Below are 13462 nucleotides of genomic sequence, written 5' to 3' on the forward strand. Positions count from 1 at the left end.
GAAACCGACCCCGGCCGGCGAACGAGTGGCCGAGATGCGCGACTTCTTCCTCTTCGTCCAGGAGGAGATCGAATCGTTGGGTGAGCGCTGGCGGGCCCGCCGGGCCGCCACCGGCCACACCCGACCCGGCGAGGTCTGAGGGTCAGGCCGTGTTGCCCCAGCGAGCCTGCTCCAGCATGCGGACCGCCCGGTCGTGGGCCTCCACGTTGTCGGACCGGAGCAGCGTGGTCGCCTCGTCGACCGCGTCGGTGAGCCGCCGCCACTGCGTGTCGCGCTCGCGCACCAGGTCCGACTGGGTGGCCAACTGCCGGGTCTTCACCCACAGCTCGACGAAGACCGACACCTTGGCCCGCAACACCCACGGGTCGAACGGCTTGGTCAGGTAGTCCACCGCGCCCACCTGGTAGCCCCGCAGGGCGAGCTGGGCGTCCCGGTCGGCGGCGGTGAGGAAGATGATCGGCACGTGCCGGGTCCGCTCCCGGCGCTTGATGTGGCTCGCCGTCTCGAAGCCGTCCATGTCCGGCATCTGCGCGTCCAACAGGATCACCGCGAAGTCGTCCACGAGGAGCTGCTTGAGCGCCGCCTCACCGCTCTCCACCGCCACGGACTGGACCGGCAGGCCCTGGAGGATCGCCTCCAGGGCCGTCAGATTCTGTCGCCGGTCGTCCACGAGCAGCGCCTTGGCGATCTGGGTCACGAAGTCTCCTCGGTCCGGCTGCCGTTGATCCAGGACGACATCAACTCGATCAAGTCGTCCAGGTCGACCGGCTTGGTGATGTAGTCGCTGCCGCCGGCCGCGAGCGCCGACTCGCGGTCGCCCGGCATGGCCTTCGCGGTCAGGAAGACCACCGGAAGATCGGCGAACCGATGGTTGCGGCGGATCTGGCGGGTGGTCTCGTAACCGTCCTGGTCCGGCATCATGGCATCCATCAGCACGATGTCCACCTCCGGATGCTCGGCCAACAGGCGGACACCGTCCGCCCCGTTGTCCGAGTACAGCACGGTCATCCCGTGCAGCTCCAACGCGCTGGTCAAGGCGAAGACGTTGCGGACGTCGTCGTCCACGATCAGCACCGTGGCGCCATCCAGCTGACGGGTCGCCGGTGCCTCCGGCCGCTCCGGCAGCAACTCCAGCGGCGGCATCAGCAGCGACGACGGCAGGCCGGCGCGCTGCGGCGACGGGAGCTGGGGCGCGACCACGGCATCCGGGGCCAGCACCTGCGGCACGAACAGCGTGAAGGTCGAGCCCTGACCGGGAGCGGACGACACGGTGATCGTGCCGCCGATCAGCCGGGCCAGGTCGCGGCTGATCGACAGGCCCAGACCGGTGCCGCCGTAGCGGCGACTGGTCGTGCCGTCCGCCTGCTGGAACGCCTCGAAGATGATCGACAACTTGTCGTCGGAGATGCCGATCCCGGTGTCGATCACGGTGAACGCGATCACCTGCTGGGCATTGGCCAGCGCCGGCACGTCGAAGACCGCGTTGTCCGCCGCCGGGGCGATCCGCAGCGTCACCGCGCCGTTGTCGGTGAACTTCACCGCGTTGGAGAGCAGGTTGCGCAGGATCTGCTGCAACCGCTGCGCGTCGGTCACCAACGCCGGCGGCAGATCCTTGCTCACCCGTACCTGGAAGTCCAGGTTCTTCTCCTCGGCCTGCGGTGCGAACGCCTGCTCGACGTAGCTGCGCAGCTCGGCGAAGCGGATCTCGGTCGGCTCGACGTCCATCCGGCCCGCCTCGATCTTGGACAGGTCGAGGATGTCGTCGATCAGCCGCAGCAGGTCGGAGCCGGACCCGTGGATGGTCCGGGCGAACTCGATCTGCTTCGGGCTGAGGTTCTGCTCCGAGTTCTCCGCCAGCAGGCGGGCCAGCAGCAGCAACGAGTTCAACGGCGTACGCAGCTCGTGGCTCATGTTGGCCAGGAACTCCGACTTGTAGGCCGAGGCCCTGGTCAGCTGCTGCGCCTTCTCCTCCAGGCCCAACCGGGCCAGCTCGATCTCCCGGTTCTTCGTCTCGATGTTGCCCTTCTGCTCGGAGAGCAGGGTGGCCTTCTCCTCCAGCTCGGCGTTGGTGCGCTGCAACTCCGCCGACTGCTCCTGCATCTCGTGCGCCAGCCGTTGCGACTGGGCCAGCAACTCCTCCGTACGCCGGTTGGCCTGGATGGTGTTGACCGCGATGCCGATGGTGAGCACCAACCGCTCCAGGAACGCGAGGTGCAGCTCGGAGAAGGCCGACACACTTGCGAACTCGATCACCCCGAGCAGTTCGCCCTCGAAGAGCACGGGGAGCACCACCAGGTCGGACGGGGGTGTCTCGGCCAGACCGGACCGCAGCGTGAGTCGGCTGTCCGGGGAGGCGCTGACCCGGATCGTGCGGCGGGAGAGCGCGGTCTGCCCGACCAGCCCCTCACCCGGCCCGAAGGTGACGTCGTGGCCCCGCGCCACGTACCCGTAGGAGGAGGTCAGCCGCAGCCGCATGCTGCCGTCGGTGTCGTCGGCCAGGAAGAAGGCACCGAGCTGGGCGTCGACGAGCGGGGTCACCTCCGTCATGATCATGCGGCAGACCTCGCCGAGGTCGCGCTGACCCTGCAACAGACCGCCGATGCGGGCCAGGTTGGAGTCCAGCCAGCCCTGCTCGGCGTTCTTCTTGGTCGTCTCCCGGAGGGTGACGACCATCTGGTTGATGTTGTCCTTCAGCTCGGCGACCTCACCCTGGGCCTTGACCGCGATCCGCTGGGTCAGGTCGCCCCGGGTCACCGAGGTGGACACCTGGGCGATGGCCCGCAACTGCGTGGTCAGCGTCGAGGCGAGTTGGTTGACGTTCTCGGTGAGGTCGCGCCAGGTGCCGGACACGCCCTTCACCTGGGCCTGACCGCCGAGCTTGCCCTCGATGCCGACCTCGCGGGCCACCCGGGTCACCTCGTCGGCGAACGACGACAACTGGTCCACCATCGTGTTGACTGTCGACTTCAGCTCCAGGATCTCGCCCTGGGCGTCGACGGTGATCTTCTGGGAGAGGTCGCCCTTCGCGACGGCGGTGGTCACCGAGGCGATGTTGCGGACCTGACTGGTCAGGTTCGACGCCATCGAGTTGACGTCGTCGGTCAGGTCCCGCCAGGTGCCGGCCACACCGCGCACCTGCGCCTGACCGCCGAGCTTGCCCTCGGTGCCCACCTCACGCGCGACCCGGGTCACCTCGTCGGCGAACGACGACAACTGGTCCACCATCGTGTTGACAGTCGACTTCAGCTCCAGGATCTCGCCCCGCGCGTCCACCGTGATCTTCTGCGACAGGTCACCCTTCGCCACCGCCGTGGAGACCTGGGCGATGTTGCGGACCTGGGCGGTCAGGTTGGAGGCCATCGAGTTGACGTTGTCGGTCAGGTCCCGCCAGGTGCCGGCCACACCGCGCACCTGCGCCTGACCGCCGAGCTTGCCCTCGGTGCCCACCTCACGGGCCACCCGGGTCACCTCGTCGGCGAACGACGACAACTGGTCCACCATCGTGTTGACAGTCGACTTCAGCTCCAAAATCTCGCCCCGCGCGTCCACCGTGATCTTCTGCGACAGGTCACCCTTCGCCACCGCCGTGGTCACCGAGGCGATGTTCCGCACCTGGCTGGTCAGGTTCGACGCCATCGAGTTGACGTTGTCGGTCAGGTCCCGCCACGTACCGCTGACGCCCTTGACCTGCGCCTGACCGCCCAGGTTGCCCTCGGTGCCCACCTCACGCGCGACCCGGGTCACCTCGTCGGCGAACGACGACAACTGGTCCACCATCGTGTTGACGGTGTCCTTCAGCTCCAGGATCTCGCCCTGGGCATCCACGGTGATCTTCTGCGACAGGTCACCCTTCGCCACGGCGGTGGAGACCTGGGAGATGTTGCGGACCTGGCTGGTCAGGTTGCCGGCGAGCTGGTTGACGTTCTCGGTGAGGTCCCGCCAGGTGCCGGAGACACCGCGCACCTGGGCCTGACCGCCGAGCTTGCCCTCGATGCCCACCTCACGGGCCACCCGGGTCACCTCGTCGGCGAACGACGACAACTGGTCCACCATCGTGTTCACGGTGTCCTTCAGCTCCAGGATCTCGCCCTGCGCCGCCACCGTGATCTTCTGCGACAGGTCACCACGCGCCACCGCCGTGGAGACCTGCGCGATGTTGCGGACCTGGGAGGTCAGGTTCGACGCCATCGAGTTGACGCTGTCGGTCAGGTCCTTCCAGGTGCCGGCCACGTTCGGCACCTCGGCCTGGCCGCCCAGCTTGCCCTCGGTGCCCACCTCGCGGGCCACCCGGGTCACCTGCTCGGCGAAGAGTCGCAGCGTGTCGGTGAGGTAGTTCATCGTGGCGGCCAACTCGGCGACCTCACCGCGCGCCCCAACGGTGATCTTCTGCGACAGGTCACCCTTGGCCACCGCCGTCGCCACCTGCGAGATCGACCGCACCTGGCCGGTCAGGTTCGACGCCATGGTGTTCACCGAGTCGGTGAGGTCCTTCCAGGTGCCGGCCACACCCCGGACGTTGGCCTGGCCGCCCAGTTTGCCCTCGGTGCCCACCTCACGGGCCACCCGGGTCACCTCGTTGGAGAACGACGACAGCTGGTCCACCATCGTGTTCACGGTGCGCCCGATGCGCAGGTACTCACCACGCAGCGGCCGGCCGTCGATCTCCAACGCCATGTGCTGGGACAGGTCACCGTCGGCGACCGCCACGATGACCCGGGCGATCTCGGTGGTCGGCCGGCCCAGGTCGTCGATCAGCGAGTTGATCGCCCGCTGCCCCTCCGCCCAGGAGCCGTCCAACCCCTCGTCGTCGAGCCGCTCGGTGAGCCGGCCGTCGCGACCGACGATCCGGCTGATCCGCCGCAGGTCCAAATACTGCCGCTCCTGGAGCGAGACCACCTCGTTGAAGGCGTCGGCCACCTCACCGGCCACGCCCGCGCGGCGGGGAAGCCGGACCTTCAGGTCGCCGTGACCGATCCGTCGCAGTGCCTCGGTCAACTCACCGAGGAGCGCCTCGTTGTCGGGCACGGACGGATCCGCCACCGACTGCTTCGCCGTGGTCATCATTCCTCGCTCCACTCGGGGGCTGCCGGTCCGTGCGGACACACCGGCACCCCATATTGTGCCCGCGCGCGCCGTAGTGCCAGGGTGCGCGACCCGCCAGGTGACCCCGAGCGCCGTCCGATCCGCCCGATCGACGCGAGCCTGGCCGCGGGGGTCGCACACCTCGCAGAGTTCGCCAACGCCACCCATGGACGCAACGCGACGCAGCGTGTTCGGTTAGCGCCGACAAGGGACCCTTTCTCCCGGTCGGGGAGGAGAGGACGCGCGGATGATGATCGGCTTGGCACCCGGTGGGGGAACGGTGGAGGATACGAGGGTGTCAGCCGAGGCGGGGCCCGCGACGGCCGGGGCCCGGGACGGGGCGACCCGGCGCGTCCGCCTGCCAGCCGACCGCCGTACGCCGGCCGCCGCCCGCGCCGTGGTCCGGTCGGTGTTGACCGAGTCACACCTGGACGAGCTGGCCAACGAGGCCCTGCTGCTCACCACCGAGTTGACCACCAACGCCGTCGAGCACGCCCGCACCGAGTTGGACATCGAGGTCGTCGCCGACGAGATCGGGCTGACCGTCACCGTCTCCGACTTCGCGCCCGGCTCGGGCGACGAGCTGACCGTCGGCGCCCGCAACGACTCCACCGAGATCGACGAGGTCTCCGAGCGGGGGCGCGGTCTGCTGCTCGTCGACCACTTCGCCAGCCGCTGGGGCACCACGTACCTGCCCACCGGCAAGGGCGTCTGGTTCCGGCTGGACCGCCCCGGCGCCGACCCGCCGACCGGGGACACCACCGGCGGCGCCCAGGTGGGCACCGACCGGTCCGCGCCGAGCGCCAGCGCGATGAGCGAACTCATGCAAACCGCCCCCGACCTGTACGCCGACGATCCGCTGCCCGACTTCGCCACAAGCCTGCTCAGCCGGGTCGCCGAGATGGTGGGAGCGGCCGGCGGCACGATCCGCCTGGACCGGGGCGACGGGCAGGGCCGCCAGGTGCTGGCCCGCTTCGGCCGACCGCCCCGCGCCGGCAGTGAGCTGCTCCGGGTGCCGCTCACGGTGCACCGCCCGTACGCCGGGGAGCTGGAGTTGGACGCCGCGCCGTCGGCGTACGCCCAGCCGTTGGCGGTGCTCACCGCCGAGCGGCTGTCGCTGCACCTGGAGAACGACCGGCTGCGCCGGGCCGACGTCCGCCGGCAGGTGTGGTTGACGTTCCTGGCCGAGGCAAGCGAGCTGCTCGCCCAGTCGTTGGACGTCGACCTGACCATGGCCCTGGTGCCGCAGTTGGTGGTGCCCCGGCTCGGCCAGTGGTGCGCGGTGCACACCGCCGACGAGTGGGGTCGGCTCCGGCTGGCGGCGGCCAGCCACGCCGACGAGTCGATGTTGCCGCAGCTGCACAAGGTGCTGGCCGAGACCGGGCCGGATTCGATCCAGGCTCGCCTGCGCGAGGCGTCCCGCAGCGCGGCGCAGATCCCCCTGGGTGGGCCCATGGAGGGTTTCGCGGTCCCGCTGATCGCGCGGGGGCAGCGGCTCGGCACCCTGGCGGTGGGGCGGCACCAGCGGCACCGGCACGACCCGGACGAGGTGGCCGTGTTGGAGGACGTGGCCCGGCGGGCCGCGCTGGCCATCGAGAACGCCCGCATCCACGCCGAACGCCGCCGCGTGGCGCAGACGCTTCAGCAGTCCCTGTTGCCGCCGGTGCTGCCGCTCGTGGACGGGATCGGCTTCGCCGCCGAGTACGTCCCGACCGGTGACGACGCGGAGGTGGGGGGCGACTTCTACGACGTGGTGCCGCTGCCCGACGGGCGTTGGCTGGTGGTGATCGGTGACGTCTCGGGCAAGGGCGTCCAGGCCGCCGCGGTGACCGGGCTGGTCCGGGACGTGATCCGGGTGCTGGTCGGCGACGGCAAACCGTTGCCGGAGGCGTTGGCGCGGCTCAACGAGACGCTCGTCGAGCGGGGTGGCGGACGATACTGCACATTGGCGCTGGCGGCGGTCGGGCCGGGCCAGGGCGACACGTTGGACGTGTCGCTGCACCTGGCCGGGCACGACCAGCCGGTGCTGCTGGCCGGTGCGGGCGGCGCGGGGTTCGTCGGCACCGGCGGCACCGCGCTCGGCCTGCTCGACACGATCACCTCGCCAACGGCGAAGATCACGCTCGCGCCGGGCGACTCGCTGATCTTCTACACCGATGGTGTCACCGAGCGACGGCGCGGTCGGGAGCTGTTCGGCACGGACCGCCTGCGGGACGCGGCCGCACCTTTGGCCGGCTATTCGGCCGACGTGGTGGCCGCCCGGCTGCGCTCCGTCGCGATCAACTTTTCGGTGGAGCCGCCCCGGGACGACATCGCCATCCTGGTGCTCCGCAACGACGCGACCTGAGCGCCGCAGGGTGCCGCAGCTGGTTCGATGGATGACGGCTCTCGTGGGCGAGAGCAGTTACATCGGCAACTGGTCGAACGTGGATCGGGTCGCCGTGCAGATGAAGGGACCCGGTCTGTCGAGGCACTTGAGGATGTCGCGCCAACGGCACATGACAACTTCGAGCTGACTGAAGGTGTTGGTCGCTTCGGCGGCGGTGAGGGCAACCATTCGAGCGCCGTACTCGCGAACGGCCGCGATCTCACGAGGGCGGGTGCGAATGTGCCGGTCCCGCGTAACGATCAACCATCCTTGCTCGGTCACCTGAGGGATCCAGACGTCGTCCGGAGTCGCTACATCCGCCACGAGGCACTGTGGTCGTACGCGCTTGTGCACCTCACCGCCAGGGTCGCCCGGGTAGGTGACGTCGGGCCGGATCGTGGACAGCAGGATTCCCAGGCCACGAATGTCAGCGTCGAAATAGAAGCGAACACTCGCGGGTTTGGCCCGGGTCACGCTGCCTGGGTGGTCGCTCGGACCGAGAACTCGTACGCCAGCGCCCATGCGACATCGCTCGCATCGAGCGCGTACATCTCCGCGATGCTGTCGGCGTCCTCGCCCGCGTCGTGTTGTTCGCCGATGACCTCGGTGCTCACCCCCTTGATCGAAGGCTTCCCGAAGCGGATATCAGGCTGCACCCGTACGGGCGAATCGGAGTTGGCGTCGGGGCTGTAGCCGACCGCAATGTTGTCGGTCCAATCGACCCGGCGGCTGAACGAGTCCGCCGGTGTGGTGAGTAGTAGTTGGTCACCGGCGACAGTGACCATCCAGTAGTCCACACCGAGGCCCGCTGCGGTCTGCGCGTCAAAGACGAGGCTCTTGCCCGACACGAAGGGACGTCGGTCCGCCAGTGGGTAGGGCACCCCGAACTGCTCGCGAAGAAGCTCGATGAACTTGCGTAGCTCTGCCATGGGCACGTTATGGGTGCGCCGGTACTCGCGGAGGAAGCCTGCCTCGACGAACTCGGCCCAGGTGACGGTGCGACTCCGGCGTGGTTTGTCGCGAAGGATGGGTTTGTAATCCTTCTTGGGCCCCTGGGCACCTTCCAGCCAGTAGTGCAGGGTCGACTGACGGATGCGTAGCAGCCGGGCTGCTTCAGCCTCGGTGTACATCTCGCGGTCGAGCACGCTGGTCATGGAGTCATTCTGGCACCCCGAGGGTCCGAGTGGCGGTGACCAAGCCCGCAGGTCTCCCTGACGCGTCATCGACTCAGCCACCGTCGCTCAAGGGCTACTGACCCGAGACCGGAACCAGGACCGCACTGCCAGACCAGTCGATGTCCTCGTGCGCTGTGGCCCTGTACGGCTCGCCATCCTCGTCCAGGGTGCCCAACCCGGCGTAGTAGCGGCCGAACCCGGGCGAGTCAAGCTTCCGGCCAATCGTCTGGGTCAGCTCGTGCAGATCTATGAGATCGACTCCGCGGATGCGGCCGAGTTGGAAGGGCTACGGGTCGCGGCCAGCCGACGGGCTTGGTGGCACCAGTACGGCCAACTCTTTCCGGCTGATTTCCTGCGGTTCCTCGGTTACGAAGCAGGTGCTCAGCACATCCGCAGCTACTGCAACGAACTGGTCGATGGGCTGCTGCAGACCCAGGACTATGCACGGGCCGTGATCCGTGGCGGCAACACCTACGTCAGACTGACCGAGATGGAGCGCAGAATCGGCGTCCGTATGGCTCGGCAGGAGCGGTTGAATGCCGCGGATCCACTGCGGTTGACCACCATCGTCGCCGAAGGTGCACTACGTCAACAGATCGGCGGGCCTGCGGTGATGCGCGCCCAGCTTGAGCACCTGGCGCAGCTGGCAACAGAACGGCCCGAACAAGTTGAGGTTCGGGTCGTCCCGTTTACGGCAGGAGCCCACCCCGCGCTCGGTGGTCCGTTTCAGATACTTTCGTTTCCATCGCCTCGGCTGCCTGACCTGGTCTGGCAGGAGATCCTGACATCCAGCGACATCATCGATCAGTCGACCAGGGTGGCGGACTACTCGGTGACGTTCGAGGAGTCGCGGGAGTGCGCGTTAAGCTCGGCGGACTCGCTGGCACTGATCCGGCGGATTGCCAAGGAGATGACGTGACTCCCCTCAACGACAACCGGGACCTGGGCTGGTTCAAGTCGTCCCGGAGTGCAAACAACGCGGCCTGCGTCGAGGTTCGATTCTCCACCGATGGGGTGGACGTACGCGACACCAAGGACCGCAGTGGGCCGATGCTCGCCTTCGAAGGATCGGCCTGGTCTGGGTTTTTGGCGGTGCTGAAAGCTGGCTCGGATCCGCGGCCCTGATTGACGTAGGCACTGGCGCTTCCCGCTCAGACAGCGCTCAGTCTCGTTTGTGTTCGCACCCAGAATTGCCACCCCTGCGGTACAGGTGACGAGGTCGGTCCAGGTGGTGGATGGACTGAGCTGGACCCGCGATCTGCGGCGAGTTGCCTAGAGGCCGCCCGGGAGACGCCCGGGGGCGAGCCGGTGCTCCGGGTCGAGGTGCTCCTTGGCCTCACGCAGCTGGGCCAGGCCGGCCAGGTCGCCCCAGAGGTCGACGGCCTGGCGGACGGCCGCCGGAGCGGAGACCACCACGCAGCGGCCCTGCCGGGCCAGCAACACCCCTCGGACGGCGGCCAGGATGGACGCCACGCGGCTGGGAGCCAACGCTCCGGGCAGTGCCGCGTGCACCACGCCCAGCCCGGCGGACCCGCGCACCGGCACCGGCGCGCCGGTGGCGTCGCGTAGCGCGTAGACGGCGGCGTGCAGATCGCCGATCGGCACCTCCAGACGCAGCGCCGTGTCGCCCGGAGCGAACGGGTAGCGACGCCACCACGTCGGCGCGGAGTGGGCGATCGTCGCCTCGCCGTCCAGCAGGCCGACCAGGCGCTCGGCGCGTTCGGTGACGTCGGCGGGACCGCCCTCCAGCAGCACCACCAGGCTGCCCGCCCGGGACGGGACACCGGCCCGGCCGGACATCGACGGGTGACGCTCCCGGGCCGTCGCGGACGGGTGGCCGGGCGGGTACGGCGAACGTGGCCGGAGGGCGCCACCCGGCAGGTCCAGTTCGACGGCCGCCGGCTCCAGTCGGGCGGCGAGGATCGTCCGGATCAGCTCGTGCACCTCCAGCGGCGTCCACACCGGGCGGGACACCCAGAGCCGGCTCGCCGGCAGCGGCTGCACCCGCAGACTCGCCGAGACCAGCACACCGAGCGCACCCTGGGAGCCGCAGAGCAGCCGGGCCAGGTCGAGACCGGGTGCGCCACCCCCGGCGCTGACCAGCTCACCGTCGGCGGCGAGGTAACGGACGCCGAGCAGTTGGTCGCAGGGGCTGCCGTGGCGGTGGCGCAGCGGGCCGGCCTCGCCGGCGGCGAGCACCCCGCCCAGGGTCGCGCCGGGTGACGGAGCATCCATCGCCAGCCGCTGCCCGGTGCGCTCCAGCGTGGCCTGCACCGCTCGAAGCGGGGTGCCGGCACCCACCTCGGCCACCGGCGGACCGGCCGGCTCGTGACCGATGCCGGCCAACCGACCGGTGTCGAGCATGATGTCGACCTGCACGGGCGTGGCACCCCAGTCGATCTTCGTGCCGGCACCCCGGGGAACCACCGTCAGGTCGTGCGCGGCAGCCAGGCGTAGCACCTCGGCGGCGGCGTGCGGGCCGCCCGGCACCGCCACCCAGCGCGCCCGCCGCCCCGCCACCTCGTCGGCCGCGCCGCCGAGCCGGGAGAACGGCGGACCGCAGATCGCCGCCAACCGCCGGGTGATCTCGAGAGCGCCGGACCGGCCGAGGGAACTCGCTGCTGCCGCCATGCCGGCTATCGTACATGTGTTCGAAAGCGGTGTTGACGCGGACCGGGATATCACTGGTACGGCGTACGGCAGGTGCTGGCCGGTAACGTGGCGCCGTGACCACCGAGACTGCCCCGCCCGCGGCGAAGCGGGTGCCCAGCGAGCGCAGCCACCACGGCGACACAGTCGTCGACGAGTACGCCTGGCTCGCCACCAAGGACGACCCGGAGACGATCGCCTACCTGACCGCCGAGAACGAGTACACCGACGCGCGCACGGCGCACCTGGCCGGGCTCCGCGCGGACCTGTTCGAGGAGACCCGCCAACGCACCAGGGAGACCGACCTGTCCGTGCCGACCCGCAAGGGCGGGCACTGGTACTACACCCGGACGGTCGAGGGGCAGCAGTACGGGGTGCAGTGCCGGCGCGCCGTGCGTGACGGTGAGACCGACCCGCCGGTCAGCGCGGAGGGCGCCCCCCTCGACGGGGAGGAGGTGCTGCTCGACGGCAACCTGCTGGCCGAGGGGCACGACTTCTTCTCGCTCGGCACGTTCGACGTCAGCCCGGACGGTCGCTGGTTGGCCTACTCCACCGACTTCTCCGGCGACGAGCGGTTCACCCTGCGCGTGAAGGACCTGACCACCGGCGAGTTGCTGCCGGACGAGGTCCCGGACACGTCCTACGGCACGGCCTGGTCGGCCGACGCGTCGACGCTGTTCTACGTGACGGTGGACGAGGCCTGGCGACCGAACCGGGTCTGGCGGCACACCGTCGGTTCGGCCGCCAGCGACGACGTGGTGGTCCACCAGGAGGACGACGAACGGTTCTGGGTGGGCGTCGAGCTGACCCGGTCGGAAAAGTTCATCCTGATCGACATCCACAGCAAGGTGACGAGCGAGGTGCTGGTGATCCCCGCCGGCAACCCGACCGGCGCGCCGGCCGTGGTCGCCCCCCGCCGGCAGGGCGTCGAGTACGCGGTGGAGCACCACGGCCACCGTTTCCTGATCCTGCACAACGACGGTGCGGAGGACTTCGCGCTGGCGTTCACCTCGGCGGACACGCCGGGCGACTGGGTGCCGCTGATCGAGCACTCCCCCGGCACCCGGCTGGAGGCCGTGGACGCCTTCGCCAACCACCTCGTGGTGTCGCTGCGCACCGACGGGCTGACCGGGCTGCGGGTGTTGCCGGTGGGCAGCGACGACGCCCACGACATCGACTTCCCCGAGCCGCTGTACAGCGTCGGGCTGGACGCCAACCCGGAGTACCGCACCGGGCAGATCCGGTTGCGCTACTCGTCGCTGGTCACCCCCGACTCGGTGTACGACTACGACCTGGTCACCCGACAGATGGTGCTGCGCAAGCAGAAGCCGGTGCTGCCCGGGCCGGACGGCCGACCGTACGACCCGGCCGAGTACGAGCAGCACCGGGACTGGGCGCTCGCCGACGACGGCACCCGGGTGCCGATCTCACTGATCTGCCGGGTCGGCACCCCCCGGGACGGCTCGGCACCCTGCGAGCTGTACGGCTACGGCTCGTACGAGGCCAGCATGGACCCGTGGTTCTCGGTGGCCCGACTGTCGCTGCTGGACCGGGGCGTGGTCTTCGCGGTGGCGCACACCCGCGGCGGCGGCGAGCTGGGTCGGCGTTGGTACGACCAGGGCAAGCTGCTGGCCAAGAAGAACACCTTCACCGACTTCGTCGCCTGCGCCCGACACCTGGTCAAGGCCGGCTGGACGGCCAGCGACCGGCTGGTCGCCCGCGGGGCCTCGGCCGGTGGCCTGTTGATGGGCGCGGTGGCCAACCTGGCGCCGGACGCGTTCACCGGGATCGTCGCGCAGGTGCCCTTCGTGGACGCGCTCACGTCGATCCTCGACCCGTCGCTGCCGCTGACCGTCACCGAGTGGGAGGAGTGGGGCAACCCACTGGAAGATCCCGAGGTGTACGCGTACATGAAGTCCTACACGCCGTACGAGAACGTGGCAGCCGTGGACTACCCGGCGATCCTCGCGGTGACCAGCCTCAACGACACCCGGGTGCTCTACTCGGAGCCGGCGAAGTGGATCGCCCGACTGCGGGCTGTCGCCCCGGGCGGCGACTACCTCCTCAAGACCGAGATGGGTGCCGGGCACGGCGGCCCGAGCGGTCGCTACGACTCCTGGCGTGAGGAGGCGTTCATCAACGCCTGGATCCTGGACCGCATCGGCCGGGCCTGACGGCGGGCGGCGGC

At 69.7% G+C, this 13462-nt stretch carries 9 protein-coding genes; 4 read left to right on the forward strand and 5 right to left on the reverse strand.

Going from position 1 to position 13462, the window contains the following annotated elements:
* Positions 1-142: 142 nt before the first annotated feature.
* Positions 143-697 (reverse strand): response regulator, encoded by a 555-nt coding sequence (locus ACGFIQ_RS14170; RefSeq protein WP_357068745.1) that lies wholly within the window; start codon positions 695-697, stop codon positions 143-145.
* Positions 694-5061, reverse strand: a complete 4368-nt coding sequence (locus ACGFIQ_RS14175; RefSeq protein ID WP_393243547.1) for a HAMP domain-containing protein — start codon at positions 5059-5061, stop codon at positions 694-696. Before ACGFIQ_RS14175 ends, ACGFIQ_RS14170 begins: the two co-directional genes overlap by 4 nt.
* A gap of 316 nt (positions 5062-5377) precedes the next feature.
* Here ACGFIQ_RS14175 and ACGFIQ_RS14180 point away from each other — a divergent pair, with 316 nt between their 5' ends.
* A complete protein-coding gene (locus ACGFIQ_RS14180; RefSeq protein ID WP_393243549.1) occupies positions 5378-7429 on the forward strand; it encodes a SpoIIE family protein phosphatase in 2052 nt (683 codons plus the stop codon).
* A 57-nt stretch (positions 7430-7486) separates the two neighbouring features.
* Here the strand turns inward: ACGFIQ_RS14180 and ACGFIQ_RS14185 are convergent, their stop codons facing one another.
* A complete protein-coding gene (locus tag ACGFIQ_RS14185; RefSeq protein ID WP_393243551.1) occupies positions 7487-7924 on the reverse strand; it encodes a hypothetical protein in 438 nt (145 codons plus the stop codon).
* Positions 7921-8604, reverse strand: coding sequence for a DUF433 domain-containing protein (locus tag ACGFIQ_RS14190; RefSeq protein ID WP_393243553.1), 684 nt, complete (start codon positions 8602-8604; stop codon positions 7921-7923). The genes ACGFIQ_RS14185 and ACGFIQ_RS14190 overlap by 4 nt, the downstream gene beginning before the upstream one ends.
* A gap of 259 nt (positions 8605-8863) precedes the next feature.
* On the opposite strand from ACGFIQ_RS14190, the gene ACGFIQ_RS14195 reads away from it, so the two are divergent.
* Positions 8864-9544, forward strand: coding sequence for a DUF5753 domain-containing protein (locus ACGFIQ_RS14195; RefSeq protein ID WP_393243555.1), 681 nt, complete (start codon positions 8864-8866; stop codon positions 9542-9544).
* The gene (locus ACGFIQ_RS14200; RefSeq protein WP_393243557.1) at positions 9541-9750 is read left to right on the forward strand and encodes a DUF397 domain-containing protein; all 210 of its coding nucleotides are present in this window, start codon (positions 9541-9543) and stop codon (positions 9748-9750) included. The genes ACGFIQ_RS14195 and ACGFIQ_RS14200 overlap by 4 nt, the downstream gene beginning before the upstream one ends.
* Before the next feature lie 147 nt (positions 9751-9897).
* Here the strand turns inward: ACGFIQ_RS14200 and ACGFIQ_RS14205 are convergent, their stop codons facing one another.
* Positions 9898-11256, reverse strand: a complete 1359-nt coding sequence (locus ACGFIQ_RS14205; RefSeq protein ID WP_393243559.1) for an FAD-binding oxidoreductase — start codon at positions 11254-11256, stop codon at positions 9898-9900.
* Positions 11257-11351: 95 nt separating this feature from the next.
* Between ACGFIQ_RS14205 and ACGFIQ_RS14210 the strand changes: the two genes are divergently transcribed.
* The gene (locus ACGFIQ_RS14210; RefSeq protein ID WP_393243561.1) at positions 11352-13448 is read left to right on the forward strand and encodes a S9 family peptidase; all 2097 of its coding nucleotides are present in this window, start codon (positions 11352-11354) and stop codon (positions 13446-13448) included.
* Positions 13449-13462 lie beyond the last annotated feature (14 nt).

It is taken from the genome of Micromonospora sp. NPDC048898 (assembly GCF_043198035.1).
In the GTDB taxonomy this organism is placed as follows: Bacteria; Actinomycetota; Actinomycetes; order Mycobacteriales; family Micromonosporaceae; genus Micromonospora.